Origin of the sequence: Amycolatopsis magusensis (genome assembly GCF_017875555.1) — a bacterium.
GTDB classification, from domain to species: Bacteria; Actinomycetota; Actinomycetes; order Mycobacteriales; family Pseudonocardiaceae; genus Amycolatopsis; species Amycolatopsis magusensis.
The window spans coordinates 4,922,650-4,943,235 of record NZ_JAGGMS010000001.1; the positions used below are offsets into that span (position 1 = coordinate 4,922,650).

General features: G+C 71.2%; 16 protein-coding genes. 4 read left to right on the plus strand and 12 right to left on the minus strand.

Annotated features, from left to right (window positions below; genetic code table 11):
- Nucleotides 1-184: 184 nt before the first annotated feature.
- From JOM49_RS22065 to JOM49_RS22090, 6 genes are all read right to left on the minus strand, one after another.
- The gene (locus JOM49_RS22065; protein ID WP_209666148.1) at nt 185-2,755 is read right to left on the minus strand and encodes a DUF8128 domain-containing protein; all 2,571 of its coding nucleotides are present in this window, start codon (nt 2,753-2,755) and stop codon (nt 185-187) included.
- A gap of 60 nt (nt 2,756-2,815) precedes the next feature.
- The gene (locus tag JOM49_RS22070; RefSeq protein WP_209666149.1) at nt 2,816-4,774 is read right to left on the minus strand and encodes a VirB4 family type IV secretion system protein; all 1,959 of its coding nucleotides are present in this window, start codon (nt 4,772-4,774) and stop codon (nt 2,816-2,818) included.
- A gap of 5 nt (nt 4,775-4,779) precedes the next feature.
- A complete protein-coding gene (locus JOM49_RS22075) occupies nt 4,780-6,030 on the minus strand; it encodes a PrgI family protein (protein WP_209666150.1) in 1,251 nt (416 codons plus the stop codon).
- A 12-nt stretch (nt 6,031-6,042) separates the two neighbouring features.
- Nucleotides 6,043-8,208 (minus strand): TrbL/VirB6 family protein, encoded by a 2,166-nt coding sequence (locus JOM49_RS22080; protein ID WP_308158833.1) that lies wholly within the window; start codon nt 8,206-8,208, stop codon nt 6,043-6,045.
- A gap of 81 nt (nt 8,209-8,289) precedes the next feature.
- On the minus strand, nt 8,290-8,613 hold the full coding sequence (locus tag JOM49_RS22085; protein WP_209666151.1) for a pilin: 324 nt from the start codon (nt 8,611-8,613) through the stop codon (nt 8,290-8,292).
- A gap of 206 nt (nt 8,614-8,819) precedes the next feature.
- Entirely contained in the window at nt 8,820-9,872 is a 1,053-nt protein-coding gene (locus JOM49_RS22090) for a sigma-70 family RNA polymerase sigma factor (RefSeq protein ID WP_209666152.1), read from the minus strand.
- Nucleotides 9,873-10,688: 816 nt separating this feature from the next.
- Here JOM49_RS22090 and JOM49_RS22095 point away from each other — a divergent pair.
- The 3 genes from JOM49_RS22095 (at nt 10,689) to JOM49_RS22105 (ending at nt 13,994) form a co-directional block, all read left to right on the plus strand.
- Entirely contained in the window at nt 10,689-11,468 is a 780-nt protein-coding gene (locus JOM49_RS22095; RefSeq protein WP_209666153.1) for a serine/threonine-protein kinase, read from the plus strand.
- A gap of 68 nt (nt 11,469-11,536) precedes the next feature.
- Entirely contained in the window at nt 11,537-12,646 is a 1,110-nt protein-coding gene (locus tag JOM49_RS22100) for a TRM11 family SAM-dependent methyltransferase (RefSeq protein ID WP_209666154.1), read from the plus strand.
- 136 nt (nt 12,647-12,782) lie between these two features.
- Entirely contained in the window at nt 12,783-13,994 is a 1,212-nt protein-coding gene (locus JOM49_RS22105; protein ID WP_209666155.1) for a hypothetical protein, read from the plus strand.
- Here JOM49_RS22105 and JOM49_RS22110 read toward each other — a convergent pair.
- The 6 genes from JOM49_RS22110 to JOM49_RS22135 all read right to left on the minus strand — a co-directional run bounded on the left by JOM49_RS22110 (nt 13,991) and on the right by JOM49_RS22135 (nt 18,318).
- Nucleotides 13,991-14,635 carry a class I SAM-dependent DNA methyltransferase gene (locus JOM49_RS22110; RefSeq protein ID WP_209666156.1) on the minus strand — a complete coding sequence of 215 codons (645 nt, stop codon included), beginning with the start codon at nt 14,633-14,635 and terminating at the stop codon, nt 13,991-13,993. The two genes, JOM49_RS22105 and JOM49_RS22110, sit on opposite strands and share 4 nt — an antisense overlap.
- A 611-nt stretch (nt 14,636-15,246) precedes the next feature.
- Entirely contained in the window at nt 15,247-15,663 is a 417-nt protein-coding gene (locus JOM49_RS22115) for a lasso peptide biosynthesis B2 protein (protein ID WP_245369414.1), read from the minus strand.
- Complete coding sequence (locus tag JOM49_RS22120; protein WP_209666157.1) at nt 15,660-15,917, minus strand: lasso peptide biosynthesis PqqD family chaperone; 258 nt, start codon at nt 15,915-15,917, stop codon at nt 15,660-15,662. Before JOM49_RS22120 ends, JOM49_RS22115 begins: the two co-directional genes overlap by 4 nt.
- Nucleotides 15,908-17,731: an asparagine synthase-related protein gene (locus JOM49_RS22125; protein ID WP_209666158.1), complete on the minus strand. Its 1,824-nt coding sequence runs from the start codon at nt 17,729-17,731 to the stop codon at nt 15,908-15,910. Before JOM49_RS22125 ends, JOM49_RS22120 begins: the two co-directional genes overlap by 10 nt.
- An 83-nt stretch (nt 17,732-17,814) precedes the next feature.
- The gene (locus JOM49_RS22130; RefSeq protein WP_209666159.1) at nt 17,815-17,931 is read right to left on the minus strand and encodes a lasso RiPP family leader peptide-containing protein; all 117 of its coding nucleotides are present in this window, start codon (nt 17,929-17,931) and stop codon (nt 17,815-17,817) included.
- A 72-nt stretch (nt 17,932-18,003) separates the two neighbouring features.
- On the minus strand, nt 18,004-18,318 hold the full coding sequence (locus JOM49_RS22135) for a helix-turn-helix domain-containing protein (RefSeq protein WP_209666160.1): 315 nt from the start codon (nt 18,316-18,318) through the stop codon (nt 18,004-18,006).
- 751 nt (nt 18,319-19,069) lie between these two features.
- Between JOM49_RS22135 and JOM49_RS22140 the strand changes: the two genes are divergently transcribed.
- Nucleotides 19,070-19,831, plus strand: coding sequence for a helix-turn-helix domain-containing protein (locus JOM49_RS22140; RefSeq protein ID WP_209666161.1), 762 nt, complete (start codon nt 19,070-19,072; stop codon nt 19,829-19,831).
- Nucleotides 19,832-20,586 lie beyond the last annotated feature (755 nt).

Sequence of the window (20,586 nt, forward strand, 5' to 3'; positions counted from 1 at the left end):
CGTGGACCGCTCGTTGAGCGAGCGATCGTAGATCGGCCGCCTGCGGGTTCAAAGGTCGCTCATGGCGTTCAAGCTAGATGTTGACCTCCTTGAAATTGTGATGAATGGTCCGGACTTGATGGGATCGGAACGAGCGTTGTGGCCTTCGTTGAAGGTGCGGTGGATCACGCGGTGTGTGCGGTGGTTAGGGGCGTGTGCGGCGTGGGTCGGTCTTGGGTGGGCGGGTCGGTGGAATCCGGCGCCCGGTCGGCACGGTCTGTGTGGGGGTTACGGTGGTAGGTGCGGGGGCGTGCTCTGTGGTGCCGCCGCTGGCCGGGGTGTGTGCGCGGCGCTGGGCGCGTAGCACGGCCCGGATTTCGCGTGCCCGGCCGGGGATGGGGTCGGGCAGGGGAGTGGTGGTCATGGTGAAGGGCTCGGTTTCTTCGCCGTGTACGACCAGGCGGGTGGCGGTGTGGTAGACGCCGAGGTGGGATAGGTCGTGGTCGGAGAGCCGGGGTGCGGTGTGGCGGGCGAGTTCGCGGGCGTCCTCGGGGCTGGCGGAGAAGAAGATCTTCGAGCGGGCGTTGGTGGAGATGCCTTCTTTCAGTTCGCGGGAGAGCTGTCCGAGGTGCTGGTGCGCGAGTGTCATCGAGACCCGGAAGCCGCGGGCTTCGGCGAGCATGTCCTCGAGTGGGTAGGGCAGGTTGAGGAAGTTGTGGCATTCGTCGACGACGAGGCTGGCGTCGGGGCGCAGGCGTTGGGGGACGCGGGCGCGGGCGGTGGTGGCTTGCCAGGTGCGCGCGACGACCAGCGACCCGACCAGCCGGGTGGTTTCCTCCCCGAGGGAGCCTTTGGGGATGCGCACGAGGCAGATGCCGCCCTCGTCGAGCACGTGGGCCATGTCCACTGTGGAGCGGCCGCCGGCGATGGCTTCTTTCACGAAGGGCCGCAACAGGAACGCGCGCAGCTTGTTCATCAGCGGTGAGATCACCTGGGACCGGCTGGACTCGGTGAGTTCGTCGTACCACTGCCAGAACCCGGTCAGCACCGGGTCGGTCAGGCCGGTGGTGATGCGGGAGCGGAACGCTTCGCTGGCCAGAAGCTTGGGCAGGTCGGCCAGGGTGGGCACGCCGTCTTGGGCGCGCAGGGTGAGGCACGCGGCGCGCATGAGGTCGTCGGTGCGTGGTCCCCAGAACGCCGAGTAGACCCGGCGGAAGACGGAGACGAGGTTGTCGACTTCGCGGTCGGTTTCCCCGCCTTCGAGGGGGTTGAGGATGGGTGGGCGGTGCAGGGAGTCGGCGTCGAAGAGCACCACCCGCTCCGCCGCGCTGCGCGGGAGCCGGTTGAGCACGTCGGTGACCAGGTCGCCTTTGGGGTCGATCAGGACGACACCGCGATTGCTGGCGGCGTCGTCGAGGATCATGTTGCCCAGCAGCGTGGATTTGCCGGAGCCGGTGGCGCCGAGGACGTGCAGGTGATGGCGGGCGTCGGCCACGCGCAGGCCAACCGGGCGGGCGTGCCCGGTGTCGGACTGGCCCAGCGGTTTGACCTCGGGCCCTGGTGTGGCGATGCCGGGTGGTGGGGCGACGGCTTTGGCTCCGGCGCGTTCGACGCCGGGGATCTCGGCGTCGGTGGGCAGGTGCGCGAGCGCGGCGAGTTCGGGTATCGAGAGCAGGTCACCGTGGTCGAGGCGCCGGGTGGCCAGGGCGTGGGCGGGGTGGTGCAGGCGGGTGCGGGTGTAGTGGTTGTGCTCGGTGTAGGCGGCGAAGGCGGCGGCCAGGGCGTGCGCCCGCCCGCGGGCGGTGGCGCGGGCCTGGCGCGCCAGCTCGTCGGCCGCGTCGGCGGGCAGGTCGGTGGCCACCGCGTAGCGCACGAGGGTCTCGTACTGGGACCCGCGCTGCTTGCCGACGATGGCTTTGTTCTGCGCCGAATATTCCAGCGACAGCTGCGGATCTTGGCTGATGCGCCGTGTATCCGGGGTCCGGCCGGAGCGGGTGGCGTGCGCGCCCGGCGTGATGATGTCGAGGACCCGACCTCCGAGACGGCGTGAGGAACCTCGATGGACTCGGCGGGCCGCGCGGCGAGCCTGGGCGACGCGGCGGCCGGTGACGGGGCGAGCGAGGATCTGCACGCAGGCGTGCTCGTCGCGGCCCAGGCCGACCGGGGCGCCGAGCAGCCCGCGGATCGGGTCGGCGTCGAAGCCGGTGCGGAGCGGCAGCGCTTCGGAACGGGCCAGGCGCAACTGCCCGCCGACGATGACCCGCCGCCGCCCGGCCTCCAGCGTGGGCAGCGGGGAGGTGGCGGGGCTGGTGCGGGTGTGGGAGCCGGGCCAGGCGGCCTCGACCGCCCGTTCCACCAGCGAGGGCGGGATGACGCCGGGGACCCAGAACTGCACGGTGACGCCGTGCTCGCCGAACACGTACTCCATCGCGAGGTGAGGTTGGCCGGCCCACCGGCGCCGCCAGGAGGGGCGGAGGAGGCCGACGAGGTTGGACCACACCGCGGTGCCACCGGCGGGATCCACCCTGGGTGGGGCGAGGACGGTGATCCGGCGAGCGTCGACCTGCAGCCCGGCGTTGCGGCGGGCGCGCCACCACCGGCGCGCCCCCACCGCGCCCGCCACGGCCACCGCGAGGGCCGGGACGACGAGCGGACCCCACTCCAGCGCCCACTCGCTCAGAGCGGCGAGCAGCGCGGCCAGGGCACCGCCGGGATCGCGCAGGTAGTCACTCACCCAGCTCTGCAGCATTGGGGACCCTGCGGCGCGCACAGCCATGGCGGAACTCCTTTCCGGAAACACTGGGGCAGGACGAGGAAGCGAAGGCGGCAGGACTGGTCAAGCGGGATCGAGGTCGACTGGTGTCGTGTCGTCGAACTCGTCGCCTCCCGGCGGCGCGCCGGTGCCGAGGGGGTTGGCGGGGCCGAGGTCGAGGTAGGCGTCGGCGAGGCCGTGATCGGTGGTGCCGGGGTCGTCGCCGGCGAAACGGGCGAGTTCGGCGGGGTCGGTGGTGACCAGGAAGTTCTCGGCGGTGGAGGCCAGGGACTGGAACGCCACCCGTTGCGTGCCCGCGGCGAGCAGGCCTTGGCCGCGGTCGGCCGAGAGCAGGAACTGCCGCTCGCCGGCGGAGAGGTCGAAGGTCTCGGCGATGTCGTCGATGGCCTGCGGCGCCTGCCGCAACAAGACTTGGGTGGCTGCGTTGGACACGATGGCTTTGCCCAGGTCGCTACCGAGCACGTCGGCGGTGTCCTGAGTCGCGACAGTGAGACCGCACCAGTGTTTGCGTGCGGCCTTGGCCATCCGGAACAAGAAGCGTGCGCCTTCGGGTTGCTGCATGAGCAGCCACGCCTCGTCGACCACGACCAGCCGCGGGCGCCGGTGGGCCGGGTTGGAGACCCGGCGCCAGACGGCGTCGAGCACGAGCAGGGTGCCGATCGCCCGCGACTCGTCGGGCAGGTCGCGTAGGGAGAACACGACGAGGTGCCCGTCCGGGGCCGCGGTGGTGGGCCCGTCGAACAGATCAGCAAAACTGCCGTCGACGAAGGGGTGCAGCCGGGCTGCCAGATCGGCGGCGACCGCGTCACCACCGTCACCGGTGGCGGCGAGGACGTCGCGCAGGTCGCGCAGCAGCGGCGCCGGGCGGGTCCACGTGCGGGCGTCGCCGGTGATGCCGGCGCGGTGGTAGGTGGCGGTGATCGCGGTGTCGAGCACGGCCCGTTCGGCGGCGGTGACCTCGGTGCCGAGGAGGACGGCGAGCACGGTGTGCAGGAACAGGCTGCGGCGTTTGAGCGCGTCCTGGGGCGCGGTGCGGCGTCCGCGTGCGTCGGTGTGCACGGGCAGGTCGAACGGGTTGAGCCGGACCCCGCCCGCGCCGAGGTGGACGTAGGTGCCGCCGACCTGGGAGGCCAGCCGGGCGTATTCGTCTTCGGGGTCGACGACGAACGCCTGCACCCCGTCGGCGGCCCACCCGGTCTCGTCGTCGCCGAGGGCGCGGTAGAGGCTGCGCAGCGTCTCGAGCTTGACGAAGTAGGACTTCCCGGCGCCGGAGCGGCCGAGGACGACGGAGTTGTAGTTGTCGCAGGCGAACCTGTCCCAGTGCACCAAGCCCGAGCTGCCGATGTTGTAGCCGTAGAGCACCCCGGACGGGGCCGAGGTGGTCGGGTCGGTCGGGGGCAGGTCCGGTGAGGTGAACGGGTACGCCGCCGAGACTGCGGCGGTGTCGAACGTCCTTTTCAGACCCAGCGGGTCCAGGCCGAGGGGCAGGGTGGACACCCAGCCCTGCAGCGCTCGGTAGGTGGCGGGTTTCGCGTCGAGCAGCAGCGACGCGCACAGCGACCGCAACGCTGAGACCTCCTCGGCGAGCGAGGTCTCGTCGGCTGCGTGGACCGTGAGGTACAGCCCGAACCTGAACAGTTTCCCGTCGCCGCGGGCGATACGCCGGGAGAGATCGGCGGCGTCCTCGGCGGCGGCGTCGACCTCCGGGTCGTCGAGCCGGTCGTGCCGGGCGTTGTGCCGGCGCGACGATTCCAGCTTCGCGCGTTGTTTGCGCAGCCCGCTCGCGGCGCTGGCCGGGTCGACCGGCTGGACGTGCACCGAGACGTCCAGCCGGGCGGGGTAGGTCAGCAGCGGGGCGAGCCAGCCGGGGTAGACCTCCTGCGGATACCCGGTCACGCCGAAGGAGGCGACAAATTCGTTGCCGACCTCCAGGTGCCGGGCCGAGACCGACAGCGCGTCCGGGGTGAACGCCCCCGCCGACCCGCCCCGGGCCGCCATGTCGTGGTGCCTGGTGTAGGCCATGGGGTTTACCTGCTTTCGATCTCGTCGTCGTAGTCCCAGTCCTCGTCCACCGGCAGCCACGGACCCGACGCCCGCGACCGGGCAGCGCGAGCCGGGGCGGGATATGCGGGCTCGGATTCGTGTGTTGCCGACGGGCGAGGAGCCGACATGGGGTGGGTTCCTGCCGCGGCGTTGTCGGGGCCGTAGAGGTCGGTGAAGGTGGTGGTGGCGGTGACGACCTCGTCGGCTCCGGCCAGCCCCGCCGACGGGGGCAGGAAGGTGTCGGGGTTGCAGGCCGCGGCGAGTACGCCGGTCGCGGCGGCGGCGTCGAGCGGGGTGGCGACGATCCCGGCGGGGGCGAGCAGTTCGGTGGCTTCGCCGAGGCGGCGCACGAGCCGTTGCTCGGCGGCCTGCCGCGCCCCTTCGGCCAGTGCTGGTGCTTCGCGGTGGCGTCGCCACGGCAGCACGCCCGACGCGGCGGGGGCCGGGCCGCTACGTAACGGTTCGCGCAGGACGAGCAGGACCTGGCGGCGCAGCAGCTCGGTGTGCGCGGTGAGGTCGGCGAGATAGTCCGCGTGGTCCCGCGCGGTGGCCTCCAGGGCGGGGTGGGGCAGCCCGCCGGCGCGGGCCCGCAACTCGGCGATCTGCGGTGCGAGGTCGAGCCGTTCGGCGCGGACCAGGATCTGCACCGGCGCGGTCAGCGAGTGCAGGTAGCGGGCGAAGGCGGCGACAAGCGCCTCTTGCTCGGCGGGCGTGCGTAGAGAGAAGTTGACCGTCGAGCACACCGCGATCACCGCGAGCCCGTCACTGCCGAGGTCGATGACCCCGGCGTGGGTGCCGGTGCCGGTGACACCGCTGGCCGGCAGTTCCAGCGGCGCCGGGGACACCGCCTCGGCACCGCCCGCCCCCGCGCGCCGTCGCCAGCCTCGGGTGCGGGTTCCGGGTCGCTGGGCGGTCAGCCAGGCCGGTGCGGCGCGTACGCCTTCGGGCGCGGCGACGCGGTGGCGTGGCGAGAGGTGCTGGCGGAGCGCGGCCAGCGCGAGGCGGTCCAGCGACAGCCCGTCGCGCTTTCCGAGGGCCAGAACGGTGACGGTGACACCGAGCGGCGCGGCGACGAGGAGGAACACCGGCAGCGGCACGAACGTCCGCGTGGCCGAGTACAGGCCGTAGAGCAGAAGCGCGGCGACGCCGAGGATCGCGACTTGCCGGGCGGTCAGGGGCCCGAGGATTCGGTCCGGGCGGTCGACGTCGGCGGGTACACGCACGGGAGAAGTCATGGCGAGTAAACCTCACTTCGTGGTCGGGCCCCGGCGACCGGGCAGGTCCAGGGGCAGTCGCAGTTGTGTTCCGGGGCGCCCCTTCGGCGGTGGCGAGGCGGTCTTGGCGGCGGCCGGCGGAGCGGCAGGCTTGGGTTCGCGCCGGACTCCGAGCGGCAGCGGGTACTGCCCCGATGCCAAGGCCCGGTTACCGGTGTAGGCGTCCCGGATGGGGCGGAGGGGAGGGCGGGCGGCGCGGTTGATGTGGCCGGACGGGGTGATCAGTGCTGGCTGCGGCGGCGGGCTGGTCGGTGCGGGGTGGGCGAGGTCGTCGGCCAGCGTCCGGCGAGGCGGTTGCGGGGGAGCGGGGCGCAGGTGGATTGGCAGCATCCCGGTGCTCGGCGCGATCAGCGCGCGCGGCAGGTGCGCGGGTGGGCGGGCGTTGCGGTTGATCCGCCCGTCCGGCAACAGCAGTCCGGGCTGCGGTACCGGTGGCGGCATACCCGGGCGGTCGGCGAGGTCGTCGGCCACCGTCCTGCGCCCGACCCGGCCGGGGTCACGCCGCGTCATGATCGGCAACCCGAGTTGATCCTGGGGTAGTGCGCCGGGCAGATCCTCCGGCGGCAGCGCCCGCGGGTTCGCCGACACTTCCCGCTGGCTCCCAGAGCCGGTGGCGGTGAACAGCGACATCTGCCCCGGCCCAGGCCTGCGACCGACGCCAGTGCCCGGAAGCTCACCCAGGCGCGGCGAGCGACGCGCGGGCCGCGCACGGCGGACCCGCATCGGCAACATGAACTGCCCCGCACGCGTAGCCGGAGGATCGGGCACACCCCCACCGGCACCGCTGCCGCGCACCCGGCCACCGCCCTTCCGGCCTTTGCCGCCGAGCATGGATTGGGCTCCGCCGAGCAAGCCCATGGTTTTGTAGGCGATCGCGCCGCGCACGAGCGACCCGAGCAAGGAGCGGCCGTTGCCGCGCAGCGGGGACAGACACCAGAACGGGATCTTGATCAGAATCCACATCAGCGCCAGACACAGCAGCAGATTCACCACCCCGGACACCGAGGGGCCGAACAGGGTGAACCCGCCCGGGGTGAAGAACACGCGCAGCGCCACCACCAGCGTCAGCGACTGCCCGACCTGGATGGCGAGCAGGCCACCGAAACCTTTCCACCACGTCAGGGCGATGCCCTCGGTGTGGGGCAGCGCATGGCACATCAGCGCCAGCGGCGCGGCGGCGATCACGGCGATGGTGACCATCACCCGCACGATGAAGGTGACCAGCAAGACCACGATCATCGCCACCAGCGCGAGGGCGATGAAGAACAGCCAGCCCCCGCCACCGGCCAGCGACCCGGTCACCATGTCGGTCATGGCCTTGCCCGCGGCCGCCGGGTCGAGCGCGTCGCCCATCACCGCCGCCGACAGCGCGTTCGCCAGGCGGATCCCGGTGACCGCGACGAATTGCGACAGCGTGCCGGCGAGGAACCCCACCACGACGCGCGGCGCGAGTTCTTTGACGGTGTAGCGGCTCTGCAGGGTCTCATACCCCATCAGCAGGATCCCGGCGATCACGATCAGCGTCGCGTAGACGGCCAGCATCAGCTGCCAGGACTCGGTCCATAACTGCCCGACCGCGGGCAGCGACGCCGGTTCCGGGGTAGTGAGCAGCGTGGTCCCGAGCAACTCCAGCAGCGGGTTGAGCGCCTCGGTCACCACGCCGCGGAAGAACGCCTCGATCCCGTCGGTGACACACGCCAGCGGATCGAAAATCCCGCACTCCGACTCAGGCTCGCCGCCCGGACCCGGGGCCTGCGGAGTACCTGGCGCCGGCGCGCCGGGCGGCACGGGCTGCGGGATGCAGTTCAGGCCCTCACACGCCGGTGGCGGCTCGGTGCCGCCCGGGGGCGGGCAGCCGGGCAGCACCGACCCCGGGAAACAGTCCGCGGGGTCCGGGACCGGGATCTCGGTCACCGGCGGCAGCGGCCCGGGAGACGGCGCGGGAGGTGGGGTCACTGGCGGCAGGCACCCGGGGACGACGGCACCGGGCGGGCAGGTGGGGTCGTCGACCGGAGGCACCGGCAGTACCGGTGGCTGCGCGAGCGGCACGGCAGCGGCGGTGGCGTGCGGCGTGGGTGCGGGGGTGGCCGAGGCGGTCAGCGTGATCCCGGCGACAGCCAGCAGCGGGACCAACACCACGAGCCGTCGAACCCAGCGCAGTCCGCGCCGAGCGCGACGGAGGGGAGGGATAGAGGATATGCGGCGGTGTGCGGGCATGGCTCACACCCCGCCCACGATGCCCTTGAGGATCTCGACCACGAGCGGGGCGAGTGCGGCCAGCCCGAACCCGATGCAGCCGGCCTTCAAGGCGCCTTTGGCTTTCTCGACCTCTCCGGGCTCACCCGAGGCCATCAGGTAGCGCAGCCCCGCGATGCTGAACAGCACGATGGCGATCCCGGCGAGGATCCCCATGATCCAGTTGCGGATGTTGTTCAAGACCTCGTCGATGGTCTGGGCGAGCGCGACGATCTGGACGGTGTCCGCGCGCGCGGCCGAGGAGGTCAGCAGCACTCCGGCGGCGGCCAGCCACCCGAGCAGTAGCACACCCCGGCGCCGGCGAGCCTCTCCCTGCCGGGTGCGGATGGCCGCAATCGAGGAGGAAGCCGAACCCGCGCAGGAGGTGCCCGTCCGATGCGCGGCGGTGGTCGTAACTCGACCAGTGGTCTTGCGCGGTCGCGGCGCGGGAACCGGGGAGCGGGGACGGCGCGACGTCGCGCGGCGTGTCGGTGTGTGGGCGTGACGGCCTGGCGTCAGTCGCATGAGCGGGCCTCCCGGGTGGGGCGCGCGGCCGGACCGCTGCGGGTGCGGCGGGCGCGGGAACGGCGGTCTGCGGGAAGGCGGGTCCCGCGCTGACTAACTCCGGATCCCGGCCCGTCCGGGGACATCGGGGCGCGCAGTTTCTTCCCCGACCCGCCCTGCGCCCTGGTCACATCGCGTGGCTGGACGCGGTGCGCAGATCCGGGTGTCGCGGCCGGAGACTGTGGGGGACCGCCGGGAGAACGACCGAGTTCGGGCGTGGTGCCGGTCGCGTTGTCGGTCAGGTAGGCAGCCAGTCGTGCCTCGGCCCGGTTGCGGGCGTGTTTGGCGGTGTCGTAGGACTGCCCGCGAGCGCGTGCGGCGTCGGCCAGTGCGACGTCGCCGACGCGTGTCCCGGAGATGAGTTCGGCCTCGCTGGCGGTGAGGACGTCCTCTGCGACCGCAGCGGCCAGGACAAGGTCCGGGTGTCCGCCAGAGCGCGGCGCCGGCGCGCGACACGACGCGAGATGCTCGTGCGGGACCGGACGCTCCAGCGTCTCGCGCAAGGCCCGCTCGCCCGCGCGGTAGGCGGTCCAGCGCAGCCGCACCAGCACCGCCCGCCGCTTCAGATCAACGCTGCGCAGTCCCTCCAGGAACCCGGTCAGGATCGCGGCGTGGATGTCGTCGCGGTCTCCCGCGTTCAGGCCACGGGTCAGCGTGCGCGCGACAGGCAGCAGAACGGGCAGCGCCAGACCGGTACACGCCACCGTCCACTTCTCGCCCTCGGCGCGGGACAGGGTGATCAGATGCCGCCACGCCGCGTCCCGCGTGTCCTGGCTGCACGACGCTGACAACAGCACTGTGCCCAGTTCGTCCAGGGCCAGCAGCCGCGGTGGCAAGCCGGCGACGTCCCGGCCATCGACCGACAGCGGTGCCGGCCCGGTCACCAGCCACCCGAAGCTGGCCCACGCGGTATCGAAGACATTCCCGTTCTCCACAAACGCCGGCTTCAGGCGGGTGAAGAAAACAGGTTCTTTCATTCCAGACTCAGGTCGCGGCACGTTCATGGAAAATCCCGAGGCGATCGACGGCGGTGAGCCATCAGAAAGCCGTGTGTACCGCCTCAGAACCGCTTCACAGGCGCCTCGAAAACGCGACAGAAGCGCCTCGCGAGCGCCTCATGGCCTTGGATGCAGAGCGGGCGCCGCTCTCGCCGCGGGCTCGCCAGGCAGCTTCACGGCCCGTGTGAGGCGTCCAGTATCAGGTGCTTGAGCAGTGTAGGAAGACTGGGCGAGGCCGCCGGTCGCCGGATGGCGCCTCAGTCACTCGTCGTGCCGGTGGGCCCTGAGGCGGATGCCTGGGAAACAGTCACAGAAGAGTTCCTGATACGCAGTCACTCAACACGAGTCGTGGTGTTCACCGCGCTGCAGAAGCGATTGTCGTGGTCGCGGATATCTTCGGTGACCGGCGTCGCGAGAACGCCGGAATTCGTTGGACACGTCCTGTCCCCGACGACCCTGAAATTCGGAGTTAGGGAATGCCAGCACAGCGCCCCGGACCCACACGGTCCCGTCTCGTTCCCACCTGAGAGGCCTTCCATGACCCAGCGCTCGCAGTCCCCGGATGGTCGTCCCGGTCGCCGGCCCGACTCGCCTCGTCCGCCGCGTGCCCGGCGCGATGGCGACCGCGCTCCGTACCCCGGAGCCCGCACACACGCCACCACGCCGGCTCGCCGACCGGCCCCCGCATCTGCCCGTCCCGAGAGCCCGTCAGCGTCGCCGCGCCGGCGCGCGGCAGCCTCGCCGGGGGAGCCGACTCCGGCGACGGTGTGGACGTGCGGGGACGAACCGATCGACGCGCACACGGCATGGCCGGTACCGATCGTGGAGGCCATCACGGCGGCGTTCACCGACCGCGGCGCGCACGTCGTACTCGTCGACCTCGACACGGCCACCCGCCCCGTTGCCGACCGCGCCCCAGCGACCGGTGACGGTGCGCTGGTGGCGGCGCGCGAGGCGGTGCGTGCGCTCGAGCGCACCGTCGAGACACTCACCCCCGGACCGCACACGCCCACGGCCACCGCGTCGCCGCGACCGTTCTGGGCCGGTCTCGTCACCGACTCCGCCGACCCGCCCACGGTGCTGACCGAGGCGCCCGCGGTCTCGGCGCGCCCCGGTGCGCGCGGCAGCGCGGACGTGCTCACAGTGGAGCACGGCACGCGGGTGGATCTGGTGCTGGCGTTGCTGCCCGCCCGCGCCGCCGAGACGGTCTCGCTGGATCGGCTCGCGCTACTGGCGGCTCAGCGCCTGCGCCACGGCGGCATCTTCGCGGTCTACACGCACAGTGACTGGAATCAAGGGCGGCTGGTCGATCCGACCGGCGCGATCGTGGCCGCCTGCCAGCACGCCGATCTGCTCTACCTACAGCACGTCGTCGTCCTGCACACCCCCATCGAGAACGGGCGTCTGCACGCCGCGCCGAACGCGGCGGTGACCACCGAGTACGAGCGTGCCCGCCACCGCGCGACGGTGCGCGGACTGCCCGCACCGCACCTGCGCGCGCACGGCGACGTCCTCGCCTTCGCCCAGCCCGCCGACCCCGCCACACCACCACCGCAGCCCGATTCGGCGACCGCCGCGCCCAGCCCCGGGGCTGACCAGTGACCCCGCCCCCACCGCTGCTGCCCGAGCCGCTGCCGGCCACTCCCATACCCGCGAAAGGCACCACGCCCATGCCTCACCAGCACCCCTCGGCGCCGACCACCTTCGCCGCGCCCGAGTCCGCCTCCCACCTCGACGACGCCCCGACTGTGCCGATCCCGCGTGCGCTTATCACCGCCCTCGACACCGCCGCCCACACCACCACGGCGCGCCCGCGCATCCCGGCCGTGGACGACCCGATCGCACCGTCCGCGGCCACCGCCGTCACCGACGCCGACGACCTGCCGCTGTCGGTGTGGGCGACCGCGCAGACCTCGCCGGCCTCCCAGCGCAAGGGCCGCTACGTGGCCGCCTCGACCGCGCACCCGGCGAAGATGCTCCCGGCCGTGGCGGCGCACGCCATCGCCCACTACACCCGCCCCGGTGACCTCGTGTTCGACCCGATGGCCGGGTCGGGCACGACCCTGGTCGAGGCGATCGACGCCGGGCGCCGCGCGGTCGGCGTGGAGTACGAGTGGCACTGGGTCGCGGTCGCCCGGGCCAACCTCGACCTGGCGCGCCGGCGCGGCCATGACCACGACAGCGAGATCGTGCACGGCGACGCCCGGCAACTGCCGCACCTGCTTGCCCCGCGCTACCGGGGCCAGGCCGCGCTCATCGTCACCTCACCCCCATACGGGCCGTCCACCCACGGGCAGGTCGTCACCGCGACCACCGACTCCGACGACGGCAAGGTGCACAAGTTCCACCACCGCTACGGCAGCGCGCTGGACCGCGGCAACCTCGCCAACGTCGGCCACCACCGCTTGCTGTCCGGGTTCACCCGCATCCTGACCGGGTGTGCCGCCGTGCTGCGCCCCGGCGGGCACCTCGTGATCACCGTACGGCCGTGGCGAGAGCACTCCGAACTGATCGACCTGCCCTCACAGATCATCGCCTGTGGCCAGGCCGCCGGACTGGTGCCGGTCGAACGGTGCGTGGCACTGCTGGCCCGCGTCGCCGAGACCGAACTCGTCGCCCGCGGCAGCTTCTTTCAGCGCGACTTCATCCGCAAGCAACGCGCGCAGGGCCTGCCGCTGCATCTGATCGCGCACGAAGACGTCATCGTGCTGCGCCGCCCGCTCGAGCCCACCAGCGACCCGGTGGCGACCGCGCCCGCGGGCCGGGGGTGGCGGTCGTGAGTGCGCGCACGCGGTGCCCCGACTGCGGCTGGACAGCTCGGTTCCAGCTGCCCGCCGCTGCGCGCCGCGCCGCCGCACGGCACCGCTGCCCAGCGCCCGAACCACCAGCTCCGGAACAGCCCAGCGGGGAGCGACCGTGACCACGCCACCGCAGACGACAAGCCTCGTCGTGGCGTGGCACGGCCAGAGCCGCGCCCGTGGGGCCGGCGCGTCGGTGGGGTGGGTCGCGGCAGGGGGCTACCTGAGCCTGGTTGTCGGGGCGAACTGGGCCAGTGCGCAGCACCTGCTCACCCTGGGCGCGCTGGCCATTCCCGCCGGTGCCTGCGTGGCGGGTCTGGTCTTCACCGTTCGCGATGTCCTGCACGAGGCGTTCGGCCTGCGCGCCGTGCTCGCGGCGATCGCAGCCGGGACCGTGCTGTCGGCGGTCGCGGCGTCGCCCCGGATCGCGGTGGCGAGCGCGGCGGCGTTCGCGCTCGCCGAACGTCTCCACGGCGGCGGCACCGGCGAACCCGTGTTCGGCGCGATGGTCTTCCACACCAGCTACCCACGGCTGCGGAACTGGATCAACGGCCCGGCCGGGCAGCGACTCGGCCTGACACCGATCCCCGCCGGCCCGCTCAACCTGCGGATGCTGCGCCGCACGCTGGCGCAGGAACTCGCGCAACGCCCCGGCGGACTGCTCGCGGCGAAGATCCACCTCAAGCACGTGTCGACCGCCACCACCGAGGGTTACGCCAACCGCCCCGGCGGATCACAAGCCCTCTTCCACGCCGAAGTCCAGGAACTGGAGGAAGAACACCACCTCCGCCTGACCATCGACGCATTCCGCCAGTTCCAGGCCGGACAGCTCCCCGCCGGACTCGGTGCCCGCGACCTCACCGCGACCTTCACCCACATCGACAACGCGCTGCGGGACAGCGCACCGGCCGAGCCGACGGTGCTGGACACCGACCGGCGAATCGAAAACCTACTCCGCGCGCAGGCCGCAAGCCTGCACGTCGGCCCGGCCAACTACTGCTGGTTCCGCGACCCGTCCAAAGCGCTCTGCCTGCGACTGGCCGGGACCACAGAGGCGACACGGCCGCTGATCGGACTGTGCGACTCGGCCCGCTGCCCGCAGGTCACCCACCACGCCTGCCACCGACCGATCTGGGCCGAGCAGGCGGCCACCTTCCAAGCGTTCCTCGGCAACCCCAGAGTCCCCACGGGGGAGAAGACCCGGCTTCGGCGCGAGCACGACCGTGTCCAACGAGTGCTCGACAGCATCGACGAGGCCACCAGCACCGCTGGGAGCACACCCGCACGTCCTCCGGTTCCGACTGGCGAGCCCGACATATGCAGAAGTTAGGACTTACTGCGTGCAAAAAGAATCGCTTGCTGAGCTTCCGCATCCGGGTCGAGCAGCATCTGAGCCTCGACCACGAATCCGGCATCGCGCAGCCAGGATGCCACCTGGTCAGGCTGACGGCGGTGGACATGGACCTTCATCGGGTGACCGCCATAGCCCTCCGTCTTCAACCGCGACTCGTCGCCGACGTGAAACAGGAGCTGCAGCGGTCCGCCGGGACGCAATGCTCGGTGGAAGTGCCCGAACACAGTCGGCACCTCGTCGTCAGGGATGTGGATCAACGACTGCCAGGCGAGCAGGCCGGCCACCGAAGCGACGGGGAGGTCCAGGTCCGTCATCGAGCCCACCTCGAACCGCAGGCCGGGGTGGTCGCGCCGGGCCACGTCGATCATCCCAGGGGAGAGGTCGACACCGAAGGCGTCGACACCGAGCTCATGCAGGTGGGCGGTGACTTCACCGGGGCCGCAGCCGATGTCCGCGACCGGCCCGCCGCCAGCGATCCGCACGCTGTCGGCGAACAACGCCAGAGCCGCGCGCAGGTACTGGTGTCCGGCGAGGGCGCCGCGCACTTGGTCGGCATAGCTGACCGCGACCGTGTCATAAGAGGTTCGGGTGTCGGCCAACCAGTCATCCGTGGTCATGACCGGCACGATATTCCATGATCACGACCTCGTGGACGGCCGACGCAGAGAGACCGATCATCGGCCGCCAACTGGCCCAGAACTCCGCCATGTTTCCGCAGACCGCAATGCAGGAGAGCACATCATGCCGCTGACAACCGAACAGCGCCGCCGCAACGAGACCAGCATCCGTGCTGCGATGGACCGCCTACTGCTGGGGCAGCTTCCAGCCCGCGGCGGTTGCGACCTCAAGACTCTCGCACGAGAAGCCGGCGTCGCCAGAACGGGCTTCTACGCACGCACCGACCCGCAGGGCAACCAGCGACCAGGGCCCTATCAGCACCTGGCCGAGGAGTTTCAGCGTCGGCTGGCCGATCTCCGCGAGGCGGGCACCGTCTCAGACCCGCGCGAACATGAGCCTCGGAGCCATCCCCGACTAGGACGTGTCCTGCGGATCTTTCTCGGAGTTGGAGGACGATGCAGGCGAGGATGATTCCGGCGCGGTGACAGGCGGCTCGTTTGGCGAAGCGGGTTGCCAGACCACAAGGGGGTGGCTTCGAGAGTTTGGCCGATTGGCCATATTGACGGGGCAAACTATTCGGAGTGGGGATGGCGCCGTGCCGCCGGACTGCTTAGCTGTCGACTGACATGACGATGTGGAAGTGCTTCACCATGTCAGGGTCCTCACCGATCGGCTGCCCGTCCACCGCGACCCAGGCGTGTGCGGCGAAGGGTTCGGTGACGACGCCGGTGCACCACTGTGGCCAGGTGCCCCGCAACCGGCAGAGCAGTGCGGTGGCGATCGAGCGTTGCAGGCAACGAGGGCCCGCGCAGGCGATGCTGACCGCGACCACGGCCCGGCGGGCCCGGAGGGCTTGCTCGGCGGTGGCCGGGGTAGCTCCTCGGGCGGCGAGTTGAAGCAGCTTCCGCAGGCGGGCGGGTGAGGCGGTGGCCAGCAGTCGGCCGGCGAGGGCCGCGGCCAGGGCGGCGGGCCGCTGGATGAGGGGGACCCGAACGCGAGGTTCCAGCGTCATCTCGACGCCGCTCATCGCGCGACCAGCCCCGCGTCGTCGAGTGCGCGCAGCAGCGTTGTCACGTCCGCGGCGACGTGGTCGCTCGCCGCGGGGTAGGTGACGCGGAGATCTGCCACGATGCTCGCGGTATCGGAGCCGGCCAGCAGTGCGCGCAGGACCGTAGCGCCGGTGTGGTTCATCGTCCAGTAACGGCCTGTTCTTTCGTCGAGAAGCACCATGCCACGGTCGGCCGGTGTCATGGTCACGTGCGCGGACAAGGTCAAGCCCATGGGGTTCCTCCCGGATTCGCCGACGCGGGTTCGCCGGTGTTTCGCAGCCACAGTTCGCAGGCCAGGGTCGCGTCGAGCGGCATCAGGGTCAGGGCGGTGGCGTGGGCGCCACGCAGGACCCCGCGGACCGCGGCTGGATCGATCAGTCCCATGCGCGCCAGTCGCGAGTCGGCCATCAGGTCCACCAGTTCCTCGCGGCGGTTGCGCATTCCGGCGTACATCGCCGCGCTGGCTTCGTTCTTGGTCGTGCGGGCGAGGATGTCGCCGGGCACCAGTCCGGTCATCGCGGTCACCAGCGCGGGCTTGAACCGATGGGGGTCCATACGGTCCTCCAGGCGGATGCTCAGCGCCGCTTCCAGGACCCGGTCGTCGGTGAACGGGCCATGGAAGGTGACCCCGTGCGCGGAGGCGAGGTGGGAGTGCCGTCGCAGCATGCGCCCGTTGACGCAGTTGATCCGGATCATCTCGTGTTGTACGGGCAGCGGGGACAGCGGTTCGGGGCGGGAACCGGCGGCCGTGTGCAGGGACCGGCGGATGGTGGCGGCGCCGTCGGCGGTGATCCACGGCGGCAGCGTCGGTGACACCTCCCACGCCGGCGCGCCGAGCTTTCGCGCGGCGTCCGGTGTCCCGGTTGCGCAGCCGGTCAGCCAATCGGCATAGGACTGGCTGTAGCCGAGCACGGCCGCGGTGGCACGCATCGGCCAGCGGCGTCGTGCCCTCAGCGCCCGAGCGTGGCGTAGGGCCAGCAGCGGTCTCCGGCGGGCGATGCCGGACAGGCACATGGTTCCCGGCTGGAACATCTCGTCGCCGCCCACGCCCTGCAGGTGCCGGCGAGAGCCTTCGGCCGCCACCAGCGCGGCCAGGTGGTCCGTCGCCGCCGAGGCGCGGGCCAGTACGTGGGGGCCTTCCCGGTCGAGGGGGGCGTGGTCGGGTTGTGCGTACCAGTCGGGTGCGTCCTGCGGCGAGGTGACCAGGTGCCGGGCGCCGGCGAGGTGGCGCCCGCTGAGCCGCGCCCAGGCCAGGTCGTCGGTTGTCCGGCCGTCGGCCTGGAAGTGCGAGGTCACGAGCCGCGTTCCGGTCCGGGCGGCCAGGAAGGTCAGGGTGGTCGAATCGAGGCCACCGGACAGGTCGGTGCTCACCGTGCCCTCTCCGCGGGTGCGCGCGGTGACGGCGTCCACCAGGGCCTGACCGATGGTGGCGCCGTTTCCGAGCCGCTGGTGCGGGCTCGGGGGTGACCACCACCGCCGGGTGCGCCCGGCGCCGTCGGGCCGGATCTCGAGGCACTCTCCGAGCTGGGGGACGTGCACTCCGCGCCAGGGCGGCCGGTCGTTGAGTGGCCAGGGCGGTCCGAACGGCACCAGCAACTCCAGGGCGACGCGTTCCTCGTCGATCCCGGCGCCGATCAGGTCCACCAGCGGCTCTGCCCGGTTCGACGCCACGGTCAGGCCGTGCCAGGTGGCGTAGTGAACCTGGAAGGCTGTGGACAGCGAACCCTGGACCCGCACCGTGCCGGCCACCGACGCGACGAAGTGGTGGCCGCCGGCCATCGAACCGGCGAGAGTGTCCAGGTCACGCGGCGAGGTGATCGACCGCAGCCGCCGCTCCAGCTCGTCCGGCGTGATCAGGGCGGCGCCGAGCAAGGCGACCGACACCTCCCCGGCGGTGGCGACGAGCAGATCGCGCTCGTGCCAGCGGCCCACGATCCACGGCCTTCCCGAAGGGTGCGCCACGATCTGGCTCCCTGGATCGTCCAGGTCGATGCCGCCGATCACCGTGGCGGCGCCGGGGTGATCGGGCAGGACCAGGAATCGCATTTTCGCTCCGTTCGTCGAGTACTCACTTCTGGGTGGGGGCGTGGCCGCGCGAACACGGCCACGCCCCGCCTGCTGACCGAGGGTCAGAACCAGAAGTAGCCCCAGATGCCGTCGGCCCAGTAGCCGGTGCTGGTGAGCTGGGTGACCTCGGCGAATTCGCCGGCTTCCACCATGCTGGGCGCCTCGTAGATCTCGTCCATCACGTACTCCTCGATTCTCGGGATTTCACTTCGGTATCCGGCCCGGGCGGGCCGGTGATGAAATAGTCACCGTCAACCGGTAGCCGGGTCTTGAAGAAATTGGCCACCTTCGCCGTTCGAGCTCAACTGCCGCAGCGATCGGTCCGCGAGTTGACGGCACTCACGGCTCAAATGCGCCTGATCACTGAAACCGCACTGTGCCGCGACCGTTGCCGCGCCCATTCCGCGCATCGACAGGCACAGGGCACGCCGCAGGCGAAGTACACGTGCTGCCCGTTTGGGTGAAAGGCCGATGTGCTGGGTGAACAAACGTGACAGTTGCCGATGACTGCAGCCGACCTCGGCGGTGAGCTCAGCGATGGACCGCTTGCCGTGTTCGCGCATCATCACACGCCACGCCGAGGCCACGATGGCCGGCGCAGATGGTGTGGGGTGATGGCCGGGAACCAGGACATCGGAGACGAGTCGCTGGCGCGCCGAATGGCCACGGGTTCCGCACATCGCTTCTAGGAGTGCGGTGAACCGTGGAACCCCGTCAAGGCGGACACCGATGGGTGATCCGAGTAACTCGCGGCCCACGAAAGACGTCGTCCATGGAGCCAGGACTATCTCGAAGCCTTGGTGTGACTCCACTGGGGCGGCCGGGTTCAGTCCGGCCGCCACCACCGAGGAGAACGAGACGTGAGGTGTTCCATTCGGTGAAACCGAACAGCCTCGGCAGTCTGGGTGGAAAGTCAGAACTATCCCCGGGCGACGCCACTGGCTGTCGTCGGAACGTTGCTGGAGTATTTCAAGTCGCTCCCCGCGCCGGTCCGGGGCAGGGGCCGGTCGTCGGGCAGGAGAAAGTGCCTTCTCCGTTTCCATGGTGATCCGTTTCGCCGGTCTGAGGGCGTGGGGGACGGCAATGACCGTCGCGCCCACAGCACACGGTTTCGCCTGCTCATCAGGCCGACTTGGACACCTTTGGACATGACTGGACGCTGCTGGACGCCCCCGCCTGGGTATCGGCTGCCCATCTGGGCAGGGGTCGCCCGTACGAGTGATGAACTCGCCTTCGCCGAAAACGAGCCACAGCCGCGTTCATCCTGGAATCAGCCACTCGCCGAAACGGTGCACGACGAGGTAGGGGAGACTTCAAGTGAGCAACGGGACGGAGCCGTCCGGAATCCATTCACTGCCGGACCTGAAAGAAGCCTTCGATTCCCTCCGTCGAGCGCAGGGCCGTCATCTCGGCAAAGAACGCTTGTCGGTCCAGGACCTGGCTCGCCGGCTGAGCCGAAGCGAGGACGGTCCCATCCCGCGCAGCACGCTCGCCAACTACCTCGCAGGGCGCACACTGCCCCCACCGGGAGCCTACGAATCGATCCTGCGAGCGCTCGGGATCCCCCATGCGGAACTGTCGGCATGGGCGAATGCCTGGGACCGCGTCCATGACCACAACTCCGGCCCCGACCCCCACACCGCGCCCGCCGCGCCTCCGGCCCGCACCGACGCCGGACCGCCAGGGCGCCGACGGTGGCCGCTGTGGCGAACGGCAGTCGTGGCAGCCACCCTCCTGGCCGGCGGCACCAGCATGATGGCGCTGTTGTCCTCGGAAAAGCCGACTACCGTGGCCACCCCCACCCCCACAGGGCAAGCTGCCGGCGAGTGCGCCTACTCGCCGGTAGCAGCACCGATCCGGGTACGCCCCAGGCCGACCTTCAAGACGGGCACAGAGTTCCACACGATCAGCCAAGTGGAGCAGGTCGTGATCGGCGCATGCACCCCACAGCACGCCGAGTCCGGCACCACGTGCAGCGCGCAGACCGTCCCGATCGACACCTGGATCCCGGTCCGGTTCCCCTACACCGGCTGGGTGTTCTCCGCCTATCTGCAGCGCATCGCCCCACCGCCCCCCTGACCTGGTCGACGGCGTTGGAAGGCTGGGCTGGACGAGGGGGTCGTCGATTTCTCGCCCCGGTGTGCCTGCGCGGCGGGAGCGCGGCGGCGCTGCTGGCCGGGTTGGACGACGAATTGGCCGGTGCCGGGCGCTGGTTGCGGTTGGGACCGGCACCGGGTACCACCGCGCACGACCTGCGGCTGGTGTGCCTTGCGGCCTGGTGGCTCGTGTTGGGTGCCGGCGTCCGCTCCGGCCCGCTCGAGTGCGGCTCCTTGGCGAGCTCGGCTGGTGGGGTGGAGGGCGTGACTTTGTGGTGTTCGGGGGATGGGTTCCTCGACGGTGCCCGTCCTGCTGGCCTCGGCCCCGGAGTGGCCGCGTGGTGAAGCTGTTTCCGGCCCGTCGTGGTGAGCCGTCCAGCGAGCCGCCACTTGCCCGGCGTTGTCGGATTCCTGGGTGGCTCCAGGGGGCCGGTGGGCGTGTTTGGGAAGGTGCGCGCTGGTTGGATTGGTGGCCCGGTTCTCCAGCCCGGCTGGGCTCGGGCCGGCCGACAGCCCGCTCGCGGCTGGCGGGGATGGTCGCGTGACGGGTTGGAGGGGTCCGGCGGTGCACCCAAGCCGAGCCGGGTGCGCGGCCTGCGCTGCCGAGCAGCCTGCCGAGCATGCTGATGGCCTGCAATCACCCGATGCGGTAATCGAAAGAGATTCCACCGCCACAGCGGAAGAGTCTGGTGGGACTGTGAAGCCTATGGCATCCAATAGACCACGCGTCTGGCCGGA